This is a genomic window from Microbulbifer sp. ABH2_005 (assembly GCF_056160005.1).
In genome coordinates, this window is sequence record NZ_JBSWWI010000001.1 from 271,897 (window position 1) to 297,637 (window position 25,741).

The 25,741-nt window shown below is 46.6% G+C and carries 25 protein-coding genes and 2 pseudogenes; 10 read left to right on the forward strand and 17 right to left on the reverse strand.

The features are described 5' to 3' along the window. Positions 1-10: 10 nt before the first annotated feature. Positions 11-808 (forward strand): FTR1 family protein, encoded by a 798-nt coding sequence (locus tag ACXAFI_RS01210; RefSeq protein ID WP_475107349.1) that lies wholly within the window; start codon positions 11-13, stop codon positions 806-808. A gap of 378 nt (positions 809-1,186) precedes the next feature. On the opposite strand, the gene ACXAFI_RS01215 is transcribed toward ACXAFI_RS01210, so the two are convergent. From ACXAFI_RS01215 to ACXAFI_RS01250, 8 genes are all read right to left on the reverse strand, one after another. Next, entirely contained in the window at positions 1,187-1,495 is a 309-nt protein-coding gene (locus ACXAFI_RS01215) for a hypothetical protein (RefSeq protein ID WP_475107350.1), read from the reverse strand. Positions 1,496-1,599: 104 nt separating this feature from the next. Continuing rightward, a complete protein-coding gene (locus tag ACXAFI_RS01220; RefSeq protein WP_444910637.1) occupies positions 1,600-1,986 on the reverse strand; it encodes a Rid family hydrolase in 387 nt (128 codons plus the stop codon). A 75-nt stretch (positions 1,987-2,061) separates the two neighbouring features. Continuing rightward, positions 2,062-2,361 (reverse strand): hypothetical protein, encoded by a 300-nt coding sequence (locus ACXAFI_RS01225; protein WP_475107351.1) that lies wholly within the window; start codon positions 2,359-2,361, stop codon positions 2,062-2,064. Positions 2,362-2,589: 228 nt separating this feature from the next. After that, the gene (locus ACXAFI_RS01230) at positions 2,590-2,793 is read right to left on the reverse strand and encodes a GDCCVxC domain-containing (seleno)protein (protein WP_475107352.1); all 204 of its coding nucleotides are present in this window, start codon (positions 2,791-2,793) and stop codon (positions 2,590-2,592) included. Between the two features lie 165 nt (positions 2,794-2,958). Next, a complete protein-coding gene (locus ACXAFI_RS01235) occupies positions 2,959-3,735 on the reverse strand; it encodes an acyl-CoA thioester hydrolase/BAAT C-terminal domain-containing protein (protein ID WP_475107353.1) in 777 nt (258 codons plus the stop codon). A 163-nt stretch (positions 3,736-3,898) separates the two neighbouring features. After that, a complete protein-coding gene (locus ACXAFI_RS01240; RefSeq protein WP_475107354.1) occupies positions 3,899-4,123 on the reverse strand; it encodes a DUF7661 family protein in 225 nt (74 codons plus the stop codon). Between the two features lie 255 nt (positions 4,124-4,378). Further along, complete coding sequence (locus tag ACXAFI_RS01245) at positions 4,379-4,666, reverse strand: hypothetical protein (protein ID WP_475107355.1); 288 nt, start codon at positions 4,664-4,666, stop codon at positions 4,379-4,381. A gap of 74 nt (positions 4,667-4,740) precedes the next feature. Next, positions 4,741-5,544 carry a trypsin-like serine protease gene (locus ACXAFI_RS01250; protein WP_475107356.1) on the reverse strand — a complete coding sequence of 268 codons (804 nt, stop codon included), beginning with the start codon at positions 5,542-5,544 and terminating at the stop codon, positions 4,741-4,743. Positions 5,545-6,694: 1,150 nt separating this feature from the next. Here ACXAFI_RS01250 and ACXAFI_RS01255 point away from each other — a divergent pair. After that, on the forward strand, positions 6,695-9,244 hold the full coding sequence (locus tag ACXAFI_RS01255; protein ID WP_475107357.1) for an alpha amylase C-terminal domain-containing protein: 2,550 nt from the start codon (positions 6,695-6,697) through the stop codon (positions 9,242-9,244). Positions 9,245-9,291: 47 nt separating this feature from the next. Here ACXAFI_RS01255 and ACXAFI_RS01260 read toward each other — a convergent pair whose 3' ends face one another. The 3 genes from ACXAFI_RS01260 to ACXAFI_RS01270 all read right to left on the reverse strand — a co-directional run bounded on the left by ACXAFI_RS01260 (position 9,292) and on the right by ACXAFI_RS01270 (position 14,551). Then, complete coding sequence (locus ACXAFI_RS01260; RefSeq protein WP_475107358.1) at positions 9,292-9,930, reverse strand: hypothetical protein; 639 nt, start codon at positions 9,928-9,930, stop codon at positions 9,292-9,294. A 215-nt stretch (positions 9,931-10,145) separates the two neighbouring features. Beyond that, a complete protein-coding gene (locus ACXAFI_RS01265; protein ID WP_475107359.1) occupies positions 10,146-12,059 on the reverse strand; it encodes an alpha-amylase family glycosyl hydrolase in 1,914 nt (637 codons plus the stop codon). Positions 12,060-12,109: 50 nt separating this feature from the next. Beyond that, positions 12,110-14,551, reverse strand: a complete 2,442-nt coding sequence (locus ACXAFI_RS01270; protein WP_475107360.1) for a glycoside hydrolase family 31 protein — start codon at positions 14,549-14,551, stop codon at positions 12,110-12,112. A gap of 186 nt (positions 14,552-14,737) precedes the next feature. Here ACXAFI_RS01270 and ACXAFI_RS01275 point away from each other — a divergent pair, with 186 nt between their 5' ends. Beyond that, on the forward strand, positions 14,738-16,255 hold the full coding sequence (locus ACXAFI_RS01275; RefSeq protein WP_475107361.1) for an MFS transporter: 1,518 nt from the start codon (positions 14,738-14,740) through the stop codon (positions 16,253-16,255). 178 nt (positions 16,256-16,433) lie between these two features. After that, on the forward strand, positions 16,434-17,840 hold the full coding sequence (locus tag ACXAFI_RS01280) for an alanine/glycine:cation symporter family protein (protein ID WP_475107362.1): 1,407 nt from the start codon (positions 16,434-16,436) through the stop codon (positions 17,838-17,840). An 84-nt stretch (positions 17,841-17,924) separates the two neighbouring features. On the opposite strand, the gene ACXAFI_RS01285 is transcribed toward ACXAFI_RS01280, so the two are convergent. Both ACXAFI_RS01285 and ACXAFI_RS01290 read right to left on the reverse strand, forming a co-directional pair. Then, the gene (locus ACXAFI_RS01285) at positions 17,925-18,371 is read right to left on the reverse strand and encodes a L,D-transpeptidase family protein (RefSeq protein WP_253868728.1); all 447 of its coding nucleotides are present in this window, start codon (positions 18,369-18,371) and stop codon (positions 17,925-17,927) included. Beyond that, positions 18,329-18,568: a hypothetical protein gene (locus tag ACXAFI_RS01290; protein WP_444920185.1), complete on the reverse strand. Its 240-nt coding sequence runs from the start codon at positions 18,566-18,568 to the stop codon at positions 18,329-18,331. The genes ACXAFI_RS01285 and ACXAFI_RS01290 overlap by 43 nt, the downstream gene beginning before the upstream one ends. 641 nt (positions 18,569-19,209) lie before the next feature. Between ACXAFI_RS01290 and ACXAFI_RS01295 the strand changes: the two genes are divergently transcribed. The 4 genes and pseudogenes from ACXAFI_RS01295 (at position 19,210) to ACXAFI_RS01310 (ending at position 21,442) form a co-directional block, all read left to right on the forward strand. Continuing rightward, positions 19,210-19,545, forward strand: coding sequence for a gamma-glutamylcyclotransferase family protein (locus ACXAFI_RS01295; protein WP_475107363.1), 336 nt, complete (start codon positions 19,210-19,212; stop codon positions 19,543-19,545). Positions 19,546-19,651: 106 nt separating this feature from the next. Continuing rightward, positions 19,652-19,831, forward strand: a pseudogene (locus ACXAFI_RS01300) (transposase); the annotation flags it as partial. A gap of 146 nt (positions 19,832-19,977) precedes the next feature. Further along, positions 19,978-20,430: pseudogene (locus ACXAFI_RS01305) on the forward strand (IS5 family transposase); the annotation flags it as partial. A gap of 433 nt (positions 20,431-20,863) precedes the next feature. Continuing rightward, a complete protein-coding gene (locus ACXAFI_RS01310) occupies positions 20,864-21,442 on the forward strand; it encodes a hypothetical protein (protein WP_475107364.1) in 579 nt (192 codons plus the stop codon). A 2-nt stretch (positions 21,443-21,444) separates the two neighbouring features. Here ACXAFI_RS01310 and ACXAFI_RS01315 read toward each other — a convergent pair whose 3' ends face one another. After that, the gene (locus tag ACXAFI_RS01315; protein ID WP_475107365.1) at positions 21,445-22,146 is read right to left on the reverse strand and encodes an outer membrane beta-barrel protein; all 702 of its coding nucleotides are present in this window, start codon (positions 22,144-22,146) and stop codon (positions 21,445-21,447) included. Between the two features lie 310 nt (positions 22,147-22,456). On the opposite strand from ACXAFI_RS01315, the gene ACXAFI_RS01320 reads away from it, so the two are divergent. Next, the gene (locus tag ACXAFI_RS01320; protein ID WP_475107366.1) at positions 22,457-22,711 is read left to right on the forward strand and encodes a hypothetical protein; all 255 of its coding nucleotides are present in this window, start codon (positions 22,457-22,459) and stop codon (positions 22,709-22,711) included. Positions 22,712-22,776: 65 nt separating this feature from the next. On the opposite strand, the gene ACXAFI_RS01325 is transcribed toward ACXAFI_RS01320, so the two are convergent. Together ACXAFI_RS01325 and ACXAFI_RS01330 are read right to left on the reverse strand one after the other, a co-directional pair. Then, the gene (locus tag ACXAFI_RS01325; protein ID WP_475107367.1) at positions 22,777-23,442 is read right to left on the reverse strand and encodes a hypothetical protein; all 666 of its coding nucleotides are present in this window, start codon (positions 23,440-23,442) and stop codon (positions 22,777-22,779) included. A 155-nt stretch (positions 23,443-23,597) separates the two neighbouring features. Continuing rightward, positions 23,598-24,233: an outer membrane beta-barrel protein gene (locus ACXAFI_RS01330; RefSeq protein WP_475107368.1), complete on the reverse strand. Its 636-nt coding sequence runs from the start codon at positions 24,231-24,233 to the stop codon at positions 23,598-23,600. A 308-nt stretch (positions 24,234-24,541) separates the two neighbouring features. On the opposite strand from ACXAFI_RS01330, the gene ACXAFI_RS01335 reads away from it, so the two are divergent. Beyond that, positions 24,542-24,796: a hypothetical protein gene (locus tag ACXAFI_RS01335; protein WP_475107369.1), complete on the forward strand. Its 255-nt coding sequence runs from the start codon at positions 24,542-24,544 to the stop codon at positions 24,794-24,796. Between the two features lie 65 nt (positions 24,797-24,861). Here the strand turns inward: ACXAFI_RS01335 and ACXAFI_RS01340 are convergent, their stop codons facing one another. Further along, positions 24,862-25,527: an outer membrane beta-barrel protein gene (locus tag ACXAFI_RS01340; protein ID WP_475107370.1), complete on the reverse strand. Its 666-nt coding sequence runs from the start codon at positions 25,525-25,527 to the stop codon at positions 24,862-24,864. Positions 25,528-25,741: the final 214 nt, after the last annotated feature.

Sequence of the window (25,741 nt, forward strand, 5' to 3'; positions counted from 1 at the left end):
CGAAAGGCTTATGTTGTTAACCTCTGTAATGGTAATACTGCGGGAAGTGTTGGAAGTGGCGCTGCTGCTCAGTGTGCTATTGGCAACTGCCCGAATGCTGGATCTTCGCACCCGCTGGTTTTATATCGCGCTATTACTCGGTGGATTGGCTGCAATCGTCTATGGTGAAAACCTTGTGAGGGTCTCCCAGGCGCTAAATGGTACAGGTCAGGAGCTAGTGAATGCCGGAATATTAATCACAATCTATATATTATTAGCAATAGTCACCACCTTGTTGTTACTTAACTGGCGTAAGCAGCAATATCATTTACCCATCATACAGGGCGCTATGCTACTGGCAGTCACACTCGCAATTATGCGTGAGGGGTCAGAAGTTTATGTTTACCTTACTTCCTTTTGGCTGCACCCACCACTCTTACCCTCCGTAATAATCGGTGCATTGCTAGGTGCCGGTATCGGCTACAGTTTAGGTGCATTATTTTATTACTTTTTATGTGGTCTATCACCCAAATATACTTTGATGACCTCCTGTATATTACTCACCATATTGGCAGCCGGAATGATTCTTCAGGCCACGCAATTATTCATTCAAGCAAATTTACTGCCTGGGCAAGAGCCCCTCTGGGATAGCTCCCAACTATTAAGGGAGGACTCAATCCCAGGACAGCTACTCTTTGCTATTGCTGGCTACGAAGCCACACCAACCCCTCTGGAAGTAATGGCCTACGCAGGCAGTATTTTTCTTATGCTGTGCGTGCTTGGGGGTGTTTATTATAGGTGTTCCAGAGATTCACCAGTGGGTAGATAAGTTATTCAATGAGGGTTTATTTACGCCTTTTCTTATTGAGGGCATTCTCGTAAATGTAGTCTTTCATTCTCATGGCCGAATCATCCATACTTTCAAATAACACATATTCGCGCAATCCTGCTTTGAGACAGAGTGTATTAAATTTTGCGGCTGGTGTGTGCTTAGTGTTCATAATATAGCTTGAAATATATAGGTCTTTTAGGCCCCATTTTAATCTGCACATGGGCTTCCGTTTCCATGGGATTGGTCATCTCATGCATCTTTTCAGGTTCTTTAAGCGCATCAAGTGTCTACAACAAAGTGGGCACAATGTTATATATTTTCTGTAAGCCTGAGAGTAGAGATAAATATCTTGTAGGAACCAGTAAGAATACCAGTTTACTGCCTGCGATTATTGATTTTTTGTGCTCGAGCATTCAGTTGATAATCTCCAATACTAGACAGCAAGCACACAACACCGCAAATGAAGGCGAAGAAGGCTAGAATCCAAAAAAAGACAGGTTGATCTTTGACTGTTAAAAGAACTTCTTCTGGACGGAAATTTCCCTTTGTTAGGAGGAATTTTCCATCCAGCACAAGCCAAGGTATTAGTCCTAAAAATATACATGAAGCTATCAGCAAGTTGATAATTGGCGGCTGATGAGATTGCCTAGGGGCTCCGAATTCTATTAGTGCTTTCCAGTTCATATAAAATCTTAATACAGGGATAAGGGGGCGGTTCGGGTAATATTAACGCGTCGTAAATCCGTTCAGTGACGGGTATTAAGCTCAGAGCGTACTTGAGCGAATTTTTATATCTGGCCCAATACACAGTCCATTTCTGTTTCCACAAGCCATGCCAGATCTATAAAGCGACTTACCTCAACAAATGTGCACGCAGGTTTTATTGTAGAGAATAGCTCTCCATGTGCTTTTGCTGCTTCTTCCCAGCGGGATATATCCGTAAGCATGATACGGGTTCTGATGATACCCGTCGGCTTTCCACCCGCTTCTAGTATGGCCTTCATCGAAAGCTCCAGACAGTATTTCGTTTGAGCATACACATCACCTATGTAAGCGGTCTGGCCATCCTTAATAGGTGCCGTACCAGAAACAGAAATTAGGTTTCCAACTCGGCACGCTCTGGAAAATCCTATCGGCTCTTCCAGATGAGAACCTGAAGAGATTAGTTTTCTCATGTTTCCCTACTTGAGTAAAACACCCACTGTAACGCAGTGAGTACAGGCCTGTAAGATCGAAGTTACTGCTGCACATTACAAGGAATTAACGGCGAGTAGTTTTCTTATCGTAACAGTATTTAACCAAACAATAACAGATGCTACTGCAAATTGACCTAGCGACTGGAGAAAGAGTTTAGGCCAGAAATCTATTTCCTCAGTTAGCAGTGGGTGCCAAACATATACAAGAGTCAAGTTTCCTGGAAATAGAAATATCTTGTACCCAGGCATACCGCCGCCCCAGACATTCCAATTTAACGCAAATGCAATGAGCCCAATTACTAACGCTAAAGCACCGCCATAAATCGCGATGGTAGTCGAATTTAATTCACTCATTGTGCATCGTACTCCTTAAAGTAGAGGTACGACTTTATATGCGATCTACCGCTTATGATTGTTAGATCACTAGTGATCATAATTACACTATTACTTGTTAGGTTTCTTAGTATCTTGTGTGCTTAGCCTGTTCATGATTTATGGTGTTCGGGTTAGGGGCCGCTGGAGCGGAGTATAGATAGCCCCAACCGTGTTGTTTCGCAGCGACTAAAACCCTTGCTATGTGTGTTACCCGCAACAGTTTTGTCCTCGCTGGATTGGCGGACATTTTACCGTACCATAAGAACAGAAAACGCAACAATCACCGGGCTTTGGTTTAAGCAGTGTTTGACACTGTTCACATTCATAAAAAAAGGCACAATAATTCGTAGGCATGGCCTCAGTCTTTTGATGTCGGCACTTGGGGCAAGTAATAATCGTTTCTAGAATCATGGTAGCCTTAAACTCACTCTACGATTAGTGTCGCAATTATGCGCTTACAAATAATGATCAAAGTAGCAGTGAGATACACATCTGCTGACGATGTTTGTTAGTTGCCTTTAAGTTTATCGATAAAGGTATCGTTGATAGCCGTACCTTTGTCTAAAAACTTATAATCTAACAAGTGATCCAAACCCTCGTAATTAAGTGCTCACACTGATTTTCGCTCTTAGCGTTCATTTTATCGCAAATATCATTTGCCATCTGAGGCGCCGGCCAAATTGCATCATTTTCGCCGGTCATCAGTACGACTCTGGCTCTTATATCATTAACAGAAATATCTGCTTTATTGCCATCAACACGGTTCGCTAATGACTGGGCATATAGATCCCGCAAACCGTTTACCGGCCCAGAGGGTTTAAATGGGATATGAGTTAACTCTTGCCCTTTCTCCGTCCAACTTGATGCAGGTACTTTTGTCCAATCTTTTAAAATGCCTGCCCAAACTACTGAGCTTGGTGCTATTGCCACTACCTTTGAAATCTCTGCATCTTTTGATGCTAAGAGTAATGCCAGTTCGGCACCCTTGGACCAGCCAACCATTATTAACTCATCTGGCTTTACATTATTCTGACTCTTTAACCAAGACTTAGCCTCAGTAAAATATTCCAGCGGGATCTTCTCTAGTTCTTGAGGTAATCCATCGGCATTAAAATAGGCTAAAGCCAACGTTGGATATCCTGCGTCGACAACTGGCTGAGCGAGCTTTTCAGGTAGCCCGCCTTCTGACCCGCCCAGGACCAACACAGCAACCTGCTGCTCAGCTGATGAAGATGGATAATAGTTTCCGACAAAATCGTTGTTCTCTAAATTAACCTCAACAGTAGAGGCATTTAAGCTTTGGCCCATAAAAAATGAATAAACCAATGTGGCTTTTATGATCTTCTTTAACATGCTTTTTTCCGTGTGGCTAAAATTTTGTTGATTACTGATCTTGCCTCTGTGTTAGGCCGAGGTCTAACTATACAAGGTGTCTAATAATTGTGTATAGGTCTTACTACTAACACCCTCAATATTCTGCTTGAAGCTGTTAAGCGGACTCTTTGTGAATATCCGTTTATTTTTTACCGAGACGTACCACAAATGGGTGACTTTCAGTTGCCCATTCATGGCAGAGACCAGATAAATACTGAGTTAACCCACCTTCCGTAATTTCTGGCGGAACAAATATTTCGGTGTCTCGGCGCTTGCCTTCAGAGCTCTGATAGAAGGTTTTCCAGTGATTTTTTCTTCTTTCAACTAAGACTTCTCTACCAAAAATATTATATTTATATCTTTCCATGACTTTGGCCTCTGCCTAATGCCCGTATCACCGGAGACATTGTAGTAGATCAAATTGTAGCAAAGTGCGCCTGGAGTACCATAATTGTCGACACTTAGGTTTTTTATGCATGCGATTGTTAGATTTTTCCATAGTTGAACCAGCTTATTTGGATAGCTGACAACGCTTTGCAAGATGAAACTTTTGCAGATAAATATTTAATGTTAGGTAGATTTCACTAGTGCTCAGTATGGACCAAATGTCAGTAGCACTATTTCACCCAAGGGCCGAATTGGTAAAGTTATACTTGCTACCATTTTCACCAATAAGAATAAGTTTTATACAGCCTTCTGGGAAAATTGAGCGTAGATACTGATTTTGTTTCAGATAATCTAAGCCTTCATTAGAATATTGGCTAATATCAAAGTGAAATGTAGCCCACTTGTTATAAGCGCTAATTGGTTTATCAAAAGAGATTGAGAATGGTTGATCGGATATGTAAATTGGTTCAGGAGTAACAACCGTACTACCACCAAACACAAATATCAAAATCCATTCAAGCATCCAGATGCCCCATAAAATCTACGTTTGAATTCACCGACCTGTGTGGCTTGTCGCTCTGGTCCGGTGATTTTGTGTTAGCTATCTGCTCGCGACTGTGCAGAGATTACATTTCCAATCCACTCTTTATAGTGACTCAGGCGGACATTACAACTAATCTGCCCATACTGCCCCGGGGGATTCCTGATAGCACCTTGTGGAGCTGTCCATGAAGTCAATCCAGCCAACAGCCAATCGTCATCAGCTTGGATAAAGATTGGACCGCCGCTATCACCATTCCCCTCTCCGCCCTCAAGGGGTAGTGCTTCCGGTGGTGCATCAAACACATAGCAGAACCAGCGGCCATGAGCGCTTGTGACTTTATTTTCCGCACGACGAAGTTCAGTAGGGTGCGAGTCATGAAAGTTGTACCCAGTGACGCCGGTACCTGTAGCGCCTTTTCCAATGATCTTGATGCTCTGACCGAACTCATTATCTCCTTTGTAGATGGCGACAGGAGAGACATCAGTAACGGGTTGTGCCAATTTGAGAAGTGCAATGTCATCTGAGGAGGAGAGCAGCACTGCAAACAGCGTCCACTCCCAAGTGGCCAATGCATGATCAAGTAGCTCCTGTGACGGTTTTTTGTATCCCGAGTGTATTATCAGGCGCTCTATATTCCTGGGTTTTCCATTGAGGATTATCTGTTCAGGGCGCCATGAGACCGCATGTGCGGCAGTTATTACCCATTGAGGAGCAATGAGTATTCCGTGCCCCTCACCAGGTATGTCTGCAAGAGCAGGATATTCAGACCCAAGCACTCTATATTTTGAATCGTCAACGTCATCTCGAATAATGATCGCGTAGACGCTGGAGGATACAAAAAACAGTACAAACAACATAAGTCGATTCATATGGGATGCCTTTGTAAATGTCCTTAAGGGGCTAACATTTATATAGTGATCATCATGACCACTATTATTTTGATTACTATTCTGGAACTAGTTTAACCTTAGCTACCAAAAAATAAGTTAAATTATCTCTTTTTATGAATTTGGCACTGATGTAACATTTGCGATGCGGATATTGTTACAACTATCTCAATAATTCCTTACCATTCCAATAGGCTTTTCAAAAATTCTAATTTTAATTTCGCTAGATCGGAAATAATGATCATAGTGAAAGAAGTCTCTAGTTCAACACGGTCATCATGGATGATACATGCCTAATTTATTTAGGTGGAATCAAAACGATGGGTTTTAGGCTGGATAGGGTCGCCTAGTAAATAGAAAGGAAATATTAGAGCAGTCTGTGGCTAATAATCTGAACCCCTATAGTGATTGACATGTTAGTAATTTATACGAGAGTGATAATTGTAATTGCTCTAGCTACCATGAGCTGATATTTAGCAAGATAAAATGGTATTGGTCTATGTCAAATAGGGTTGTTTTTAAATGGTTATTAATTCTTAAACTTCACTGACTCAGCTTAATTTGAAAGCTGTCGCCTAAAATTTAATCCTGTTGTTTTCTGAACACCGCACTGCTTCTCATGTCACTAAGTTCAAATCTCTGCAGATAAAACTACTACGCCCCCCTGAAGGGGGATGTGTGCGTTAGTACCATTTCTTTACTCTGCAATAGGTCACACCCCAGAGAGGGTGGACACTTGTGCCAGAGTCATTGGGTTAGAAGCGCTTTTTGAGTTAGGTATAACAACAATAACTAGGTTTATTTATTTCCATGCTTGACATTCACTGGCAGTCATTCGCTCTCACGGATACCAGCTTTTCGCTTGGATGTTTCCGGTTGCTGAGCCTAGTCGTGAATGCTTGACAATTTGAACCTCATTTTGATTGTTGCGCCCTTGGTTTCGTTTACCTTTGGTGGAATAACCTTTCTCAGCGTCAAAGCTTGCTGTTTCTCAATCCGTGACTTCGGTCTTCAAACTCAGGAGATCTAGTCCCTTTGGCTCACTGTTTGTGTGATTGAGGACTCGGATACCTGGCTTTTAAAAATTAACAGCGAAAAGATGAGTAAAGAGAAAGCAAAGATGAACAATCCATTTCCCCTAAAAAGGCTACTGGCCAGTACGGGCCTTTTGCTTGGTACACTGTCTAGTGCCCACGTTAATGCCGGTACCGCTTTTGTACATTTATTCGAGTGGAGCTGGAATGATATCGCCAGTGAGTGTGAGAACTTTCTCGGGCCTAAGGGGTTTGATGCGGTGCAAATATCTCCACCCAATGAGCATATCAGCCTGTCCACCTGGTGGGCGCGCTATCAGCCAGTGACTTATACCAACTTAACCAGTCGCAGCGGTACTGAGCAAGAGCTGCAAAGTATGATCAACCGTTGTCATGCAGCAGGTGTGAAAGTCTACGCCGATGCGGTAATTAACCATACGGCGGCCTGGAATGGCGGTGGCACCGGTTGGGGGGGCACCCAGTGGACCTTGCTGGACCATCCGGAGTTTTCTGATAACGACTATCACTCCGATTGCACCATTAATAACTACAATGATGCTAATCATGTGTGGAGCTGTCGGTTGAGTGGTTTACCAGATTTGGATACCGGCTCCAGTTATGTGCAAGGAGAACTCGCTGGCTACCTCAGTAAATTAAAAGGCATGGGAGTCGATGGCTTCCGTATTGATGCGGTCAAGCATATGTCCCCCGGCGATTTACAGGCAATTGTGAATCAAGCTGGCAACCCCTGGATCTTTTCCGAGGTTATCGGTGCTGCTGGCGAGGCCTCAGAAATCCAGCCTTACAATTATACTTTTCTAGGCCGTGTCACTGAATTTAAATATGGCACCGATGTAGCCAGCAACTTTAACGGTCAGATTAAAAATCTTGCCACTATTGGCGAGAGTTGGGGGCTTTTGTCTTCCAGCGATGCAGTTCACTTTATAGACAACCACGATCGTGAGCGTGGCCACGGTGGTGGCGGTAACCTGACCTATCACGATGGCTACAAGTACAACCTGGCCAACGTTTTTATGCTGGCACACCCCTATGGCTATCCGAAGGTAATGTCAGGTTATGACTTTACTGATACGGATATTGGTCCCCCGAGCACTGGACCGGAAAGCTGTGAAAACAATGAATGGGTATGTCAGCACCGATGGGGCAATATTGCCAATATGGTGGGTTTCCGTAACTATACCGATGGCACCAGTATGGAAAATTGGTGGGATAACGGAGATAATCAGATTGCCTTTGGACGCGGTGATAAAGGCTATGTCGTTATCAATAACGAGGGTAATTCTTTCAGCCAGACACTGTATACAGGCCTTCCTGCAGGGGACTACTGCAATGTCCTGGCGGGAGATGATGAGTGCAGTGGCGATGTTATTTCCGTAGGCAGCAATGGCTATGCCACCTTCAATGTTGCAGCTTATTCCGCTGCTGCCATTCACGGTGGGCAGCTATCTAGTCCCTGTGGTGATGAATGTTCTGGTGCAGGTTTCCCCAGCCTTTATTTCTGTGGCACAGCTAATAATTGGGAAGCAACAGCTTTTGAATTGGTAGCAGATAATACCTGGCAATTGGTGGTTAATTTTGATGGCCAGGCAGACCAACGCTTTAAGTTGGATATCTATGGTGACTGGGCCGAAAATTACGGTGACGATGGTGCTGATGGCACGCTGGATCAAACCGGAGCAGATATTTATACCTCGGTAACCGGTAGCTACCTCATTCAAGTAAATGATGAGACTCTGGCCTATTCGATCACCGAGGTCTCTTCCCAGCAGGCACCCACTGCAAGTGTGACTCCAGTATCCAGCACAGTAGAGGTCAATCAGAGTGTCACCCTGGATGCCAGCAGCTCTGCTGATAGCGACGGTAGTGTGGTTTCTTACAGCTGGAGCAGTGGTGGTAGTTCTTCCTCGACGACTTTGAGCTTCGCCACTGCGGGCACTTATACCGAGACAGTCACTGTTACTGACAGCGATGGCCTGACCGATAGTGCTACGGCAACCATCACCGTGACTGATCCCAATACTAGTTATGCTCAAAACTTTACGGCATTAAATTTCCGCGGTACGCCCAATAGCTGGGGCACTCAGGCGATGACCCTGGTTGCAGATAATACCTGGCGTGCCACTGTGGTGTTTGATGGCAGCAGAAACCAGCGCTTTAAGTTTGATGTCAGCAGTGACTGGGCTGAAAACTACGGGGATAACAATGCAGATGGTTCTCTGGAGCAGGGTGGGGATGATATCTACACCGATGTATCAGGTACCTATATTGTTGAGGTAAATGATGAAACCTTGAACTACAGCCTGACCTGTGCAGACTGTGGTAGTTACGCATCCAATTTTTACTCATTTTATTTTCGTGGCACACCAAATAGTTGGGGTGCTGACGCTATGGAATTAGTTGCCGACAATACCTGGGAAATCCAGGTAAATTTTGATGGTCAATCCCAGCAGCGTTTCAAGTTCGATGTTAATGCTGACTGGAGTGAAAACTACGGCGATAGCGACTCCGATGGTGACTTGGAGCAGGGTGGGTCTGATATCTACACTTCTGTAAGCGGAAGCTACAAGGTGCAGGTGAATGATCAAACTATGACTTATAGTGTGATTGCACTGTAATTGATAAGAGCCTGCAGGCCAGGAAGCTGGTCTGCAGGCTTCTTTAGTTATTTATTTTCTTTTTCTTTAGCCAGCAGTGCTTGTTGTAGCGCCTGCAATTTTGCAATCTTTTCTTGATTTAACTTTGGGTTCGATTCACAACGAGGATCGGTTTTTTGCAACAAGGCCAGTATTTCTTTTGTCAGTGGTATGGGTTCACAGCCGTGTCCGGTCTCGCAAATTAAATCCCATTGCGGTTTGGCCTGGATATGGCAGGCAAAGCAGTTACCTCCAAAACGGTTAACTACATCAACAAAACCTCGCTTACGGATTTTGCTACCTTCTTCAGAAACATCCAGTTCAAAAAACTCCCAATCTTTAGTGGCGGGGTTAAAGCCTTTTTGGTGTTTGACCATCACTTCCCCGGGGACTAACTGGACCACTGATCCAGGAGGATAAACACCTCCAGTGCTGGAGTTTGCGACCTCTAGAGTCCCATCCTGGTCTCCCAGTAAATTATCCACATAAAACCCCCGCACCTTGGTCATATCTCGGATGCAGTTAAAAGTCTCGTCTGTCACCTGGATAGGTGCTTCGCTCTGTTCAGCCTTGTTAGTTTCAGCCATTGTAGGAAGTGCTACTGATGCTAAAAGTGCAGTCAAAATTAGATTTAGCGGTGAAAAATAGCGGCTAGGTTGTCTGTTCATAATCTCCCCTTGCATATCAATTTCGGTTTTTATTTAAATTGTGCACAATATAATTGCAGGCAATATACATGGGGTGGTGTTTATGTCAAGCGAGTTACCTGATGAGTATGGTTAGGGATTGTCGGGATTATGTTGTGAGAAAGGGGGGAGGGTGGGTATAAATTGCTGTGCTTAAGCGTTCTTGGAGGGGAGTAGTCCCCTCCAGGGCTGAGTAGCTATTTCTGGGGAGTAGTGGATATTGCAAAGATATGGCTTTCGTAGGGTGCCAACTGGATCTTTGTGGAGGCTTGGTCTTTTTCCAAGATAAGGTTCGCCACCTTATTGGATATCTGGCTTTCAGCCAGGTAGCTGCCCGGTTGTAGTTTCCAGGCCTCTAGAAGTGCTGTAGGCAACTGAAAATTAAACTCCACTGCCCTGTTATCGAAGTTGGCGATTACCAACAATTTTTCATGTTCACTCCAGCGGGCAAAGGAGAATTGTTTTTCACCATAGCCAGAGTTTTGCTTGCGGTTGTAGCTGTGCAAGTCCAGATAATCGCCAAGTAAGGCCGGGCTCTGTTTGGAGAAATTAAGCAGGCGCTGGTAGAAGATGCGCAGCTCTTTTTCTTCTTTTGTCAGCAGTGCAGTGTCAAAAGCGCCCTCATTGTTCCAGCGGCGCACACTGGGTACTGACCAGTAGTCGAAAATGGTGGTGCGGCTGGCTTTACCGAAGCCGGCATCTTTGTTGGCGGGCTCTCCTAACTCCTGGCCAAAGTAAACCAAGGTAGGGGCTGGAGAGAGCGCGGCAGACACCAGCATTGCAGGTTTGCCAGCCTCTGGGTTGCCAGAAAATTGTGGGCTGGCAATACGCTGCTCGTCGTGGTTCTCCATAAAGCGCAACATATGAGAGGAAATATCTACCAGGCTTGCCTGTACCTCTGCGATTTTATCTGTGCTGCCCTTGTTCTCCATGACCGCACGAATAGCGTCGTAAGTGCCGACTTTATCGTAGAGGTAATCCATTTTGCCCAGATGCAGATAATCCCGATAGCGCTCTGGAGTATAGATTTCGGCAAGTAACAGTGTGTTGGGGTTGCGCATTTTGATGGAGGAATTCAGGTAGCTCCAGAATTCTACCGGTACCATACCGGCCATATCATAGCGGAATCCATCCACGCCAAAGTCCAGCCAGTAGTGGGCGATATCGCGGAATTTTTCCCAGGTGTCCGGGACTTTCTTGTCTGCCCAAAACTGGGCGTGGGCCCGGTAGTCACGCTCGGCATATTCCTGGGGTAGCTCAGAAAAATTCTTGCTGTCATCGGGACGAACGCCAAAATTAATTTTGACGGTTTCATACCAGTCGTGCATGGCAGGTTGTGCACTGCGCGCGCCATTACCGGTCCATTTCGCTGGACTCTCTATAAACTGCCCATCGACAAGATCATTGGCTTCGCCATTGAGAGGCTGATAACTGTCTTCTGCAACGGGCACGCGGAAGTCTTCTCCCACCACATAGTAGAAATTGTTGTTGCGGGCGTAGGTGACCTGGGTGTTGTCGCCAGCTCCAAAATCCTGTACGCCTTGGGGTTTATCGAGAGAATGATAGGCGCGGGCTACATGGTTGGGCACTATATCGATAATCACTTTCAGACCGGCCGCGTGGCTGCGTTCCACCAGTGCGCGGAACTCCTGTATTCGCTCTGCTGGGTTATTGGCCAGGTCCGGGTTTACGCTGTAGTAATCCTTGATGGCATAGGGAGAGCCGGCGCGGCCTTTGACCACATCTGGATCATCGTTACTGATACCGTATTTCGTATAATCGCCAACGAGTGCGTGGTGCAGGGCGCCGGTGTACCAGATATGGGTGGCGCCCAGCGCGTGGATTTCATTCAGTGCTTTTGGGGTAAAGTCAGCGAACTTGCCTACACCATTCTCTTCGAGTGTGCCCCAGGGTTTGTTGGTACTGTTAGTGTTGCCAAATAAGCGCGGTAGCACTTGGTAGATAACAGCTTTTTTCTCCGCAACTTTTTCAGCGGGCTGTATTTCTTCCGGGCTGCTATCCTGGCTGCAGCCGGCAGTGCCGAATAGAGCAGCACCCAGTAGGGAAGCCGAAAGGAGTTTGGCAATAAACAGGGAATGTAACTTCTTCATTGTTTCCTGATGACTTTAAATTTTTTGTCAGTGAACAGCGGTTTGCTGAATTATTGATTTTTGAGCATTAAATTCAGCGGTTCTTTGTGCCAGTCAAATTTAACCAGCAGTTGCTGCTTGCGCTTGTTGTACCAGGCCCCACGGGGTGCCTGAGCAAAGTCTTTTTCACTGTCGAAAATGGGCAGGGATTCGCCGCTAATATCGAGCTGCACGGGCACTTGTTGCCAGTTGTGGATCTTTAAATTGACCTTGCGGGATTCCGGCATACCGGTATAACCGTCTCCTTCACGCTTAAAGGCGAAGGTTAAACCCTGCTGTTTGTTTTCAGCTGAGAAATGTAGCTTCTCGTATTTGCCTTTTTCTAAAGCCTGCGCGGTAGCGCCATCATCTTCATAAACATAGCGCTCGGACTTTGCTGTTGAGGAGTGCGCGTAGTAGTCCAAGGTCAAGTTTTTACTGGAGTAATCACGGCTGCTGTGGATAACGTCAATGGTGGGAATAATGGCGCCGGCCCGCACCAGTACAGGAATAGTTTTCAGAGTCACTTCTACCAAAGCCTGATCGCCAGAATATTGTTTATCGCTCCAGTAATCGAACCAGGTGCCGCCGGGCAGTTTTACCGCGACCTCATCCACATCTTCTTCCACGACTGGGGCAACGAGGAAATCCTGACCCCACAGGTAGGCATCCTTGTAGTCCAGTAGAGACAGATCACTTTCGTTTTCGAAAAACAGCGGGCGCATCAGTGGCATGCCGGTCTGGCTGTTTTCGAAGGCGAGGGTGTAGTTGTAGGGCAGCAGGCGATAGCGCAGTTTTACATATTCGCGCAGGATATCGCGGGTGCGGCGATCGTGGAAAACCGGTTCGGAAGCAATATGCTCCTGGGCGTGCGGGCGGTAAACCGGTTGGAATACGCCGTACTGTAACCAGCGGATGTAGAGTTCGCGGTCAAATTTCTCACCGCCGGCAAAGCCGCCCAGGTCTGAATGGGTGTAGCCAAAGCCCAGCAAGCCCATACTCAGAGCCAATTCCACCTGGGGCTGTAAGCCACCCCATTCCCGAGCGACGTCGCCGGTCCAGGGAATCATGCCGTAGCGCTGGGAGCCGGCAAAACCGGAGCGCATCATAATAAAGGGGCGACGCTCAGGGTGCTTTGCCGTTTGGCGTTCGTGCAGTAATTGCGCCCAGGCGTGGCCGAAGGCGTTGTGGATCTCATCGGCCATACCGATTGCGTGAACGGTATCGGAGGGGTGAACTTCCGGTTCACCCAAGTCGCCCCACCAGCCGGCTACGCCCTGTTCCAATAACCCGTCGTAAATATTCCAGAACCAGTCTCGGCCATCTTCGGAGAAGACATCGATCAGGCCGGTATTGCCGAAATAGAAATTAAAACGCTTAGGCTCTCCGGCCAGGTTTTTCGCCAGGGCATTATTCGCCACGGCTTCCTGCCAGCGCTCGGAGGTGGAGAGGACAAAAGGCTCGGTCACCAGGATGGTATTGATGCCGCGTTTTTTAAGGTCGGCCATCATCTTTTCTGGTTCGGGAAAGACTTCCTTGTCCCAGGCAAGATTGCCCATATGACCTTTTATATCTGGGCCAAACCAGTAGAGGTCCAACACCAGGGCGTCCAGGGGGAAATCTTCTTCGGCAAACTTATCCACGGTTGCGCGGACTTCAGCTTCGCTGTGATAGCCAAAGCGGGAGGCGAAGTTACCCAGGGCCCAACGGGGTGGCAGGGGCTGTTTGCCGGTGGTGGATACATAATTTTCCAGCAACTGTGGATAAGTCTCACCGGCTACCACGATGTAAGCGGTGCGCCCGGCTACAGCTTCAAATTGCAGGATATCTTCTTCGTTTGCGCCCAGATCCAGGGTGCCGGTGGCAGAGTTGTCGAACAGCAGAATGTATTTGTTGCTGGACAGTACTGCTGGCAGGGAAAAATACATCTGGTTGGATTCGGTGGTGTATCCGTAATGGGCACGGTTATATAGGGGCAGGCGTTGACCGCGGCGGTCCATCCCCATAACCCGCTCTCCGCCACCCAGCAGTTTTTCCTCTGGCGACAGTGCGAAACGGAATCCGCGCATCGTCTCGGTGGCAAAGAAACCACTCTCTTCACTCAGGATTTGTTCGCTACCGCGCAAGTACTCGATTCGGAAAGGAGACTTGTGGATGACTGCAGTAAGCGAGCCAGTGCGGTAAACGAGCTTGTTCCCTTTTTGCTCCAGCGTCGCCTCGGATCGGTTGGCAGAATCGGTGGCCAACGCAAATGAGGGCAACTGCTTCAGGCCTTCGCGGCGATAGTGCACCGATAGCGCTGACGGACCAACCGGGGTGAGGGTGACCTCGCCCTCACTCGTCTGTACAGTTAGTGAGTCTTCGCTCATGGTGTGATCGCGGTAGTTACGCTGTTCAGCGGCCAGGGATTGAGCGCTCAGGCAGAGTGTAGCTGCGAGACACACCAGGCGCAGGAGTGGGAGTTTTAGGATCATCGCGCGGGACTTCAGTTGCTTGATTAGGATTCACAGTTTCGTGTTGGCCCGGCGTATACGCATGGGCCTGAGTTTATCCTAAAGCGAAGGATCTGGCCCGCATCCTCCCCTATGGGGGAGGATGGATGCTCCGGGACTGCGTGTGAGAATGGCAGAATAAGCATAACTAGTGATGCGGTGACCTCTATGACCCAATCAGCATGCAGCGCCGTTGCGCCGCAAGCCCAGCAACCGCGCTTGCCCTTCTGGCAGGTATGGAATGTCAGTCTCGGCTTTCTCGGCGTACAGTTTGGCTTTTCCCTGCAAAATGCCAATGCCAGCCGGATTCTTTCAGATCTGGGAGCGGACCTGCACTCTCTATCGCTGTTCTGGATAGTGGCACCGCTCATGGGACTGATCGTACAGCCGATCGTGGGTTCGGCCTCGGATCGAACCTGGAGTCGCTTCGGTCGCCGCAACCCCTTTATCCTTTTTGGTGCCATTGCTGCAGCCCTGGGGATGGCGTTTATGCCCAATGCCGGGATTGTGGTGGCGATAGTGGCCCCCATTATTTTCGGCGGCGTTATGCTGGCGATGATGGATGCGGCCTTTAACGTGACCATGCAGCCTTTCCGTGCTCTGGTATCCGATATGGTGCCATCAGAGCAGCGCACCCTGGGGTACTCGATACAGTCTTTGCTGATTAACATTGGCGCCATCTTCGGCTCCATGTTGCCATTTATCCTGACCAATGTGATTGGTCTGGAAAATACCGCCCGTGCGGGAGAGGTGGCGCCCTCCGTTATATGGGCTTTCTATATCGGCGCCACAGTGCTGCTGGGCAGTGTGTTGTGGACCGTGCTGCGTACCAAGGAGTATCCGCCAGAGCAGTACAATGCCTATAAAGGTCTCGACTCCGCGCAACTGGAACGGGAGCGACAGCAAAAAGCCCCACTGGCAAAGCGCTTGATCGGTTTTTTCCAGCTGCTAATTAAAATGCCGCGCACCATGCGCCAGCTGGCCTTGGTGCAATTCTTTTCCTGGTTTGCCCTGTTTATTATGTGGGTTTACACCACGCCTGCGATCACTCAACACGTTTGGGGAGTGGAAGCCAAGTGGTTTGATCCAGTTTACTTGGAAAGTGTCAAAGAAATTCCCGCACATATCGCTGCCGCTAAGGGTGCTGCCGGTGACTGGGTAGGGATTATTTTTGCTGCTTACTCCCTGTTTGCAGCGATCTTCTCTATTGTCCTGGCCCGTTTGTCTCAGGTGCTGGGGCGTAAGCTCACTTATTCCCTATCGCTGGCACTGGGCGGTTTGGGCTACATCAGCTTCCTGTTCTTCCAGGGAGGCGAGCCTACTCAGGTGAATCTGCTGATTACTGAAGTTTCCGTACCCAGTGGTGCCCTGGGATTATTGTTACCCATGGTGGGAGTGGGCATTGCCTGGGCCGCTATTCTGGCGATGCCTTATGCGATCCTCTCTGACTCGCTGCCGGCGGATAAGACCGGTGTTTATATGGGGATTTTTAATTTCACTATCGCCGCACCGCAGATTGTTTCTGCCCTGGTAGCTGGCCTGATATTGAAAACAGTTTTCGAAAACCAGGCAATTTACATCATTGTTTTGGCGGGAGTGTGCATGTTGCTTGGCGCTATATCAGTAGCGCTTGTGAGGGAGAGTTCAGAACCCGAGCCCGCATTAAAGACAACTACTACAGCTTGATAAAAAGCTGTAAAAGGTCGTTAGAAAAGCCCCTATTTGGGGCTTTTTTATTGCTGGGATTCCCTGTTTTTCCAAAATCTTCGCATTGATTGACCTATGGGATTTTATGGGAGCATTTTGACAGTTTGGTGTGAGCGTACCTAGACTGGCGGTGTCTTACAGAAAACGACGCAAGCTTATGTCTTTTTTCGATGCCATTGATCGGGCCTTACAGGCCTTCGCTAATTTTGTTTGGGGGCCGCCTTTATTGGTGTTACTGGTTGGCGGTGGTTTGGCACTGCTGATGTATTCCCGGGGCCGCCCCTACCGCCATTTGAGCCATAGCATTGGCTTGTTGAGTGGCCGTTATGATGACCCCAATGATCCTGGCCAAGTAAACCATAGCCAGGCACTCTCCACGGCGCTTTCTGGCACTTTGGGTTTGGGCAACATTGCCGGCGTGGCCATTGTCATCACTGCCGGTGGCCCAGGAGCGATTTTCTGGATGTGGATCACGGCCTTAGTGGGTGTGGCCACCAAATTTTATACCGCGACTCTGGCGGTGATGTTCCGTGGCCGTGATGCCAATGGGGAACTGCAGGGCGGACCCATGTATGTGATTCGCGAAGGCTTGGGCAGGCGCTGGACACCGCTGGCGGTGCTGTTTGCCGTGGCGGGGCTGTGCGGTATGTTGCCCGTATTCCAGTCTAATCAGACTACTCAATTGTTGCGTGAATCTTTCGCCGAGCCGATGGGCTGGGTTGCACCGGGTGGTTCGCTATTGTTTGATTTTGCCATTGGTTTATTAATTGCGATCGCCTCTGCCTATGTGATTGCCGGGCGTATCCAGCGCATCGGCAAATTCTCCGCGCGCATAGTACCGGGCATGGTACTGTTTTATCTGGTAATGACTCTGATCGTGATAGCGAGTTTTTGGGAGCAGGTGCCCGCGGCATTTGCCCTGATTTTTAGCGATGCGTTTAGTGGCCAGGCGATTGCAGGCGGTGCCTTGGGTACGGTAATTACCATTGGTGTAAGCCGGGGGGCTTTCTCCAACGAGGCGGGAATCGGTACGGAATCTTTGGCCCATGGTGCGGCAAAAACCCGCGAGCCAGTGCGCGAAGGCGTGGTGGCTATGCTCGGGCCTATCGTAGATACCCTGCTGATCTGCACCTGTACCGCTCTGGTGATCCTACTCACTGGCGCCTGGCAACAGGGTGAGGGGGTGGCCGGTGTGACTCTGACTGCTCAGGCATTTTCTCAGGTGTTTGGTCAATTGGGCCCCATTCTGTTGCTGTTTATGGTTTTCCCTCTGGCTTTTAGCACCATCGTCACCTGCTGGTATTACGGTATGAAGTGCTATGTATTTCTTTTCGGTGGCCGCTGGCAGGGTCTTTATACCGGGCTCTATATGGTTCTGATTGTATTGGGTGCGGTCGCGTCTTTGAGCGCGGTTAACAGCATTATCATCGGTATGTACGCCGTAATGGCCGTACCCACCATGCTTTCTACATTATTGCTGGCAAGGCACGTTAACCGTGCAGCTCACGATTATTTCACCCGTATGGAAACTGCAAAGCGAGAAGGGGCAGAAGTCTCTCAATAACAGCGGTTTTTTCAGACAAAGAAAAAGGCGGACTTAATAGTCCGCCTTTTTTATAGTGCCTTTTAGTAAGTACGTAGGTTTTGCCTAGGGCACGACGGATACCTTAGTTCCGACTCTGGCGTGGCTGTAGAAAATTTTCGCCATATGCCAGGGGATACGGATGCAGCCGTGGGAGGCTGGGTAGCCGGGTACATAACCGGCGTGCATGGTGACCGGACCATTAATCCGCATCATGTAATCCATAGAGGCTCCGCGGAAACGAGACCCGGCAGGTTTACGGTGACGGCGCACATCCACATTACTACGCACTACATAGCCACGAGAACTTACATAGTGACCGTACAGGTTTGAGCGGTGACTGTATTTCTTCTCTGAAATACGGAAGTTGCCAGTGGGTGTACGGTGGCCGGGTTTACCGGTAGAGACCGGAGACATGCCAGCAAGACGTCCACCCTTATAGAAGTAGGCCATCTGGTCACTGAGGTCGATCACAATACGCGGTGTGCCTTGCACGTTGGCTTTAAACCACATGTGTCGGCCATTCTGTGGCTGTGCCCGTTGATACCTGCCGTATCGAGAATAGCTCCTTTGGTTTCTGTTGTATCGAGAATAACTTCTTTGATTCCTATCGTATCGCGAGTGTCCTCTGTACTCTCTTCGGTACCTGTAATCCCTGCTGTATCTGGAGTGCCGGTCATAATGCCCTCCATGCCCCTGATGAGCGACATACCTTGAGTCCTGGCGGGAGTAGGGGTTGGAATAATCCGCAGCATAGGCCAGGGGGGCCAATATTGCCGATCCTACAACCATCAGCGCAGCGGCGAATGAAGCGTTTTTACGTAGAGTTCCTTGTACTTTTTGTAGGGATGTTTTCTGTCGTGTAGGTATAGTTTGATGGTTTTGCAGCGAAGGTCGGTTATGCATTACACACCTCTCTATTGCCAGTGGGCCGTGTAAACAACCATGGATTTAGAGTCAAACCATTGCCTTCCTGGGGGGCAAAATCCGTGCGCACCCTAGTTGGGGCAAGGCGCAGGTTAGAGATTTCCCCAAAGCAGCTCGCCGTATACTCAGCCTCAGCTGCGGGATGGGTTAGCACAGGTTTTCACCAATGCAGGTCCAAGGGATGTTAAGGTCGGTGTCTTAGGCCAGTCACATCAAAAAGGAATAAGTGAATCACTGGTTATTAACCTGAAATACAGCTAGCCGGTGGGTTTTCCCAGTTTTAAGAGTAAGAACTTAAATCTATAGGGCCACTACTTTGGGGCTTCTTTTACCCGATTCTAAATAGGTAAAATACCCTGGCGATATAATGGGTGTGTTTTTACGTTGCAGCCAATAAGTTATTAGCAGGATTAAGGTTTGAACTATGGAACGTTTATTTTCTTACGGTACGATTCAGCAGGAGAATGTCCAGCTGGAAACTTTTGGGCGTAAGTTAAAGGGATCTGGAGATGTCTTAATTGGCTATCAGCTTTCCGAGATAAGAATCATAGATCCACAGGTTATTCAAACTAGTGGCAAGGAATTTCATCCCATTCTGAAATATACCGGAAATTTCTCTGACGAAGTTGAGGGAACGGTCTTTGAGATTTCTGCTGAAGAACTCGCTCAATCTGATGCCTATGAAGTAGATGCCTATCAGCGGGTTGCCGCCAAGTTGAAATCTGGTACAAAAGCTTGGATTTATGCCGAAGCTAATTAAAGCATTCTCACTTAATGCCATTAATCTTTTAACAATAACTAGAGGCTGTTTCATAACTTGAAATCGGTTATTCTCACGCAATTACATAGAAAAAAGTCCAGCAATAGTGAGCCGATTCAAGTCAGAGTTAACCAATGATCAATGGAAATTGATCGAACCTTGTCTTCCTGAGTTAAAACGAGGAAAGGGAGGCTCAAAATCCATTGATAATCGAGCTTGTTTTGAAGGCATCCTGTGGGTTTTGCGTTCTGGAGCGCGATGGAAAGATCTTCCTTCACAGTATCCATCACCGAGTACATGCTGGAGAAGGCTTCAGTTTTGGGAAGAGCAAGGAGCTTGGTTACAGGCATGGAGAAGGTTCCTGGAACTGTTGGATCAACAGTCTTTGCTTAACTGGGAGGAGGTCTTTTCTGATGGCAGCTTTGCACCAGCAAAAAAGGGGGCTTCGAAATCGGGAAAACCAAGCGGGGCAAGGGTTCAAAGTGGATGGTGGTGGTTGATGGCGAAGGTATTCCACTGGGAGGCACCATTACTTCGGCCTCACCAGCAGAAGTAAAGTTATTACATCCATTACTTGATGTTACGTATAAAAATACAAAGATTCATCGCTTAGTTTATGATAAAGCTGCGGACTCTGACCCTCTTCGAGACAGTCTGTTGAGTCGTGGAATCGACCTTATCTGTCCACACAGAAGAAATAGAAAAAAAGCCTCAAGGCAGGACGGTAGAAAGCTCAGAAGGTATACTCGCCGTTGGAAAGTTGAGCGGACTTTTGCGTGGTTGGGAAATTACCGCCGTTTAGTTGTTAGATGGGAACGATATTTATCCACTTATCGTGCTTTTTTCTATATTGCATGCATGTTAATTACGTTAAAGAAGTTATGAAATAGCTTCTAGGCAAGGAATATTCTTCACAGGGAAATGGATTCAAAAAGGCCAAAAGAATACTGCGAAGCACTCTCAATGATTCTTAGCTCCCCAGTGAATAAACGGATATGAAGTAATATTTCGATAGAAGCAAGAAGGGTTTACTTGATCTTTCTCGTAAACTGCCAGCAGAAATCACCGGCAGCTTAAAAGTTTTTCAAGAAGTGGTTGCCGGCCTGCCGATATTCTCCTCTGCTGAGCGCAGTGATCATTTTATGCAGGAATATGATGAAAAGCATTACTTTGTGATTCCTTATAGGCTCTCACAAAATGGCTTTACTCTCCATACAATGCGTTGTTTGCCCGATGATGCCCCGAGGTAAACGACCTACCTAAGCGTCGAGTATTTCACTTTCCCAACTCCCATTATGGGGGGAGTTTACGTAAATTTATGGTGGAGAGCGCCGTAGAATTGTCGCTGGAAAGGGAGAATTCCAACAAAAGCTCTCTAGAGAAGCTGGCAGATGATATCGACAAGCTCGACAGAAAACTGACTCTTGGACTGTTGCTGGTTGGGGGTGTCACAGCGGTATTTAACCCTTTAATTGGCGCTGGACTGGCTGCCAAGGCGGTATTGCCCGGTGTTAGTGGAGTGGTTAATAAATTCGGCTTGCGCCCTGCCGGAGAAAAGCTATCGGAAATACAGGGCAAAAAAATGCTTCGCCAGGCAGAGGAGGAAGTGGCCAAGCAGTTTTCCGAATCCAATACCCTCAAGGTGATCAATCCGATTCTACAAGAATTGGAATTAGCGCTGAGAACTACTGAGTCACAGCATGACCCATTGACCGATCCCAATTTAGCCGATGGCTCAATCCCTGAGCTGGATAGCGAGCGCTGGCGCGAATTGACCGAGCGAGCGGTTTATCATGTATATAAGGACGTGTATCTGGATAAAAAGCTGGCCAAAAATGCTCAGTTGGGGCCGGAGGATTTGCGTTGGTTTGAGGTATTGTTTGTTGGGATAAAATAGCTTTATAGTTTTTTAGAGAGAAATTCAGCAGCCGATATGGCTGCTGAAAAAAGTAAGAGCGGTCTTTGGAAATTGTAAGTCAGTCCCAGGGAGGAGAGGCTGGGTTTTCTGTCTTTCATCTCAAAAATGGTATACTCCAAGCTCAAGCTCCAGTTGTTCTTGTTCCAGCCAACAGAAATACCGTAATAAGGGTCACTTCCATCATTGGTCTCATCTGTAGTATTAATGCCATGATAGTCATCCCAATCCCACCTTGCAGAAAATTCATGTCTCTTTTGAAATTGTTCATTCCATAATTGATATCCTACGCGTGCTCCAGCGTAAAAATCTTTAGTAATATCTGTGGTGAGAAATAGACCTAGTATTTTTGCATCTGTACTGATCTTATAATCAATAGTACTGATTTCGGACATCTCGTCGCCCCATTGGCTAAAGCTCCACTCTTCATGCCGATAACTCCCTTCGGTATCTCCCAGGTCTGCAAATCCACCTTCGAGAGCAATAAATTTATTGAGGCGATATCCCAGAGTAATAGACCATCCACTAGAGTTAGATAGCTTGGTTTTAAAGCTCTCGAGCGCATCTTGCGAGGAGATATCTATGTCTACAGATCCATAAGTGGATTTAAGGTAAAAGTTATTTTCCAGTGCTATGGTATTTGAAGCTGACAAGGCGATCGCTGCAGCCAGAATAAGTCTTTTCAAGGGATATCCTTGATCAATTAAATGATGAGTAGTGTTTGTTTATCGTAAGGTTTGAAAATCTGGTAGAGAAGAAGTTATATGTGCTCAAGTATGTGCGGTATAAATCATGTACTGATGTGACTGTTGATTTGCCAGTTATACTTCCCCAAATTTCGCGCATGTTGCAACCTCTGGGAGAGACTGTCAATAGCTATCTATTACAACTGATTGAAGCCATTCGTAGAAAAGTGATAGGAATTAAAGAGTTAAAAATGCTTGGCAAAGCAGGGGAGGCAGTGCGAAGCAACTCTTCGAATCTAATACCCTCAAGGTGATCCATCCGATCCTACAAGAATTGGAATTAGCGCTGAGAACCACCGAAGCCCAGCACGACCCATTAACCGATCCCAATTTAGCCGATGGCTCAATCCCTGAGCTGGATAGCGAGCGCTGGCGCGAATTGACCGAGCGAGCGGTTTACCATGTCTATAAGGATGTATATCTGGATAAAAAGCTGGCCCAAAATGCCCAGTTGGGGCCGGAGGACTTGCGTTGGTTTGAGGTATTGTTTGCTGGGATAAAGTAGCTTTAGAGTTTTTTAGAGAAAAATTCAGCAGCCGATTTGGCTGCTGAAAAAAGTAAGAACAGTCTTTAGAAATTGTAAGTCAGGCCCAGGGAGGTGAGGTTGGGCTTCCTTTCTTCCATTTCAAAAATAGTGTGCTCTAGACTTACGCTCCAGTTGTTGTAGTTCCAGCCGGCGGAAACTCCATAATAAAGATCACTACCATCCTTGGTCTCGCAGTCTTGATCTTTTTCTGTGTAGCTTCGGGTTGCTATGTCGGTAAAAACACCATTCTGGTCGTGATCATAATAATGCAAATAATTAGTTACTTTATCTTCAAAATGTTCATCCCAAAGTTGATATCCTACACGTAATCCAGCAAAAAAATCTTTGGTGATATCGGTGGTTAAAAAGAGACCAAATGTTTTTGCTTGTGTATTTATCGTGTAATTATGGATAGTATCATGGGCGGAAAACCCATAAGGGGAATCGTAACGATCGTGGTATCTACCCTCAGCATCTCCTAAGTCTACATAGCCACCCTCAAGAGCAAGGAATTTATTCAAGTGGTAACCCAGTATAAAAGACCAGCCATTGGGATCAGATAGATCAGTGCTTAATTTCTCCTGTGTCTCTTGTGAGGAAATGTCTGTATTAACCATTCCATAAGTAGACTTGAAGTAGAAACTGTTTTCCATTGCCATAGTACTTGAAGTGGAGATGATGATAGCGGAGGCAAGGATTAGTTTTTTCAAAGGATTTCCTTAACTAAATATACAAGAATCAGCTAACTGATTGGATGATGAGTGATATTTTTTATCTTGATGTTAAAATTTAGGAAGAGAATTAGTCATTAGTTCTCGTGCTCAGCAGTCGGCTCTGCTACTGAGAAAGCCTATTGGCTACTACATCAAAAGTTGTAAGTCAGCGCCAAAGAGGAGAAATTGGGTTTTCTCTCTTCCATTTCAAAAATGGTGTGTTCCAAGCTTAGGCTCCAGTTGATGTAGTTCCAGCCAGCGGAAATGCCATAATAAGGATCGCTACCGTTATTGGTGCGATGGTAGGAACCTTCGAACGTTCCTGTTATCTTTTCAGATTGATTAAGATAGCTTGATTCCCATTTGGTTTGAAAGTGCTCATCCCAAAATTGATATCCGGTACGTATTCCGGCATAAAAATCCCTATTGATATTGGTAGAAAAAAATAGACCTACTATTTGTGTTTGTGTATTAATCGTTTTCTTAAATTTTCTAGAGAAGATATCATCATAATCTACTGCCACGATATCATACTCTCTACCCTCAGCGTCTCCCAGGTCTACAAAGCCGCCTTCGAGAGCAATATAGTTATTGAGTTGGTATCCCAGTGTAAAGGACCATCCTTTGGGATTAGATAGGTTGTCGGGTATATTTAAACCCTGCAGTTTTTGGGTGGAAATATCTGTATCTACTGCCCCATAAGTGGATTTAAGGTAAAAGTTATTTTCCAGTGCTATGGTGTTTGAAGCTGACAAAACGATAGCTGTAGCCAGAATAAATCTTTTCAAGGGATATCCTTAATCAATTAGATGATGAGTAGTGTTTGTTTATCGTGAGATTTGTAAAGTCGGTAGAGAAGATGTTATATGTGCGGTATAAATCATATGCTGCTGTGACTGTTAATTTGCCAGTGATACTTCCCCAAATTTGGCGCATGTTGCAACCTCTGGGAGAGACTGTCAACAGCTATCTATTACAACAAATTACATATGCTTGAAGCCATTCATAGAAAAGTGATAGGAATTGAAGAGTTTAAAATGCTTCGCAGAGCAGGGGAGGCAGTGCTAAGCAACTCTTCGAATCTAATACCCTCAAGGTGATCAATCCGATTCTACAAGAATTGGAATTAGCGCTGAGAACCACTGAAGCCCAGCACGACCCATTGACCGATCCCAATTTAGCCAATGGCTCAATCCCTGAGCTTAATAGCGAGCGCTGGCGCGAGTTGACCGAGCGAGCGGTTTATCATGTATATAAGGACGTGTATCGAGATAAGAGACTGGCCAAAAAGGCTCAATTGGGGTCGGAGTATTTGCGCTGGTTTGAGGTATTGTTTGCGGGGATAAAGTAGCTTTAGAGTTTTTTAGAGATAAATTCAGCAGCCGATATGGCTGCTGAAAAAAGTAAGAGCGGTCTTTAGAAATTATAAGTCAGTCCCAGGGAGGAGAGGCTGGGCTTCAGCTCGTCCATTTCGAAAATAGTGTGCTCCAGGCTGAGGCTCCAGTTGTTATAGTTCCAACCAGCGGAAACACCATAATAGAGGTCGCTACCATCAGTAGACTCACTATTAGCTAAACCCTCATTATAAGAAATATCATCAAAGACTTGAGAGAAGTCATCATTCCATTCATATTTTGCATTGAAATTGCCCTTGCTTTTTAATTCTGCATCCCATGCTTGATATCCAGCACGAATGCCAGCATAAAAATTTTTACTGATATCGGTGGAGAGGAACAAGCCCAGCATTTTAGTTTGGGCGTTAAGTTCGGCCCTATAGCTATAGTCGTAAGAGTAAGTTCCGCTCATGTCAGGAATTACATCATTTTCACTTGTCTTAGCTTCAGCCTCGCCCAAGTCTGCATAGCCGCCTTCGATGGCAAGAAAATTGTTGAAGCGATATCCCAATGTTAAAGACCAGCCATTAGGATCTGAGAGTTTTGTTCCGAACAGTTCCTGAGCTTCTTGTGAAGAAATATCTGTATCTACCTTTCCATAAGATGACTTAATGTAGAAGCTGTTTTCCATTGCCATAGTATTGGATGCGGAAAGAGCGATAACGGAGCTGAGAATAAATCTTTTCAAAGGATATCCTTACATCAATATAAAAGACCACCTACCTGGATAAGTAGGCAGCGATGAGTATTTTGTGGTGATGAATTGGCAGCGGGGTGAAGGATCAAATTCTGTAATGCATTCTTCAAAGTTTGGTAAATGCGTACCAGTTCTCAATTTTGGCGCATAGTGCAGCATTAGGTGCGTCTAGTCAATAATCATCCATTACGATCGATTACAGTCT

Coding starts and splice junctions, on each gene's coding strand:
- ACXAFI_RS01210 (WP_475107349.1), top strand. CDS start 11: ATGTTGTTAACCTCTGTAATGGTAATACTGCGGGAAGTGTTGGAAGTG.
- ACXAFI_RS01215 (WP_475107350.1), bottom strand. CDS start 1,495: ATGAACTGGAAAGCACTAATAGAATTCGGAGCCCCTAGGCAATCTCAT.
- ACXAFI_RS01220 (WP_444910637.1), bottom strand. CDS start 1,986: ATGAGAAAACTAATCTCTTCAGGTTCTCATCTGGAAGAGCCGATAGGA.
- ACXAFI_RS01225 (WP_475107351.1), bottom strand. CDS start 2,361: ATGAGTGAATTAAATTCGACTACCATCGCGATTTATGGCGGTGCTTTA.
- ACXAFI_RS01230 (WP_475107352.1), bottom strand. CDS start 2,793: ATGATTCTAGAAACGATTATTACTTGCCCCAAGTGCCGACATCAAAAG.
- ACXAFI_RS01235 (WP_475107353.1), bottom strand. CDS start 3,735: ATGTTAAAGAAGATCATAAAAGCCACATTGGTTTATTCATTTTTTATG.
- ACXAFI_RS01240 (WP_475107354.1), bottom strand. CDS start 4,123: ATGGAAAGATATAAATATAATATTTTTGGTAGAGAAGTCTTAGTTGAA.
- ACXAFI_RS01245 (WP_475107355.1), bottom strand. CDS start 4,666: ATGCTTGAATGGATTTTGATATTTGTGTTTGGTGGTAGTACGGTTGTT.
- ACXAFI_RS01250 (WP_475107356.1), bottom strand. CDS start 5,544: ATGTTGTTTGTACTGTTTTTTGTATCCTCCAGCGTCTACGCGATCATT.
- ACXAFI_RS01255 (WP_475107357.1), top strand. CDS start 6,695: ATGAACAATCCATTTCCCCTAAAAAGGCTACTGGCCAGTACGGGCCTT.
- ACXAFI_RS01260 (WP_475107358.1), bottom strand. CDS start 9,930: ATGAACAGACAACCTAGCCGCTATTTTTCACCGCTAAATCTAATTTTG.
- ACXAFI_RS01265 (WP_475107359.1), bottom strand. CDS start 12,059: ATGAAGAAGTTACATTCCCTGTTTATTGCCAAACTCCTTTCGGCTTCC.
- ACXAFI_RS01270 (WP_475107360.1), bottom strand. CDS start 14,551: ATGATCCTAAAACTCCCACTCCTGCGCCTGGTGTGTCTCGCAGCTACA.
- ACXAFI_RS01275 (WP_475107361.1), top strand. CDS start 14,738: ATGACCCAATCAGCATGCAGCGCCGTTGCGCCGCAAGCCCAGCAACCG.
- ACXAFI_RS01280 (WP_475107362.1), top strand. CDS start 16,434: ATGTCTTTTTTCGATGCCATTGATCGGGCCTTACAGGCCTTCGCTAAT.
- ACXAFI_RS01285 (WP_253868728.1), bottom strand. CDS start 18,371: ATGTGGTTTAAAGCCAACGTGCAAGGCACACCGCGTATTGTGATCGAC.
- ACXAFI_RS01290 (WP_444920185.1), bottom strand. CDS start 18,568: ATGTCGCTCATCAGGGGCATGGAGGGCATTATGACCGGCACTCCAGAT.
- ACXAFI_RS01295 (WP_475107363.1), top strand. CDS start 19,210: ATGGAACGTTTATTTTCTTACGGTACGATTCAGCAGGAGAATGTCCAG.
- ACXAFI_RS01310 (WP_475107364.1), top strand. CDS start 20,864: ATGGTGGAGAGCGCCGTAGAATTGTCGCTGGAAAGGGAGAATTCCAAC.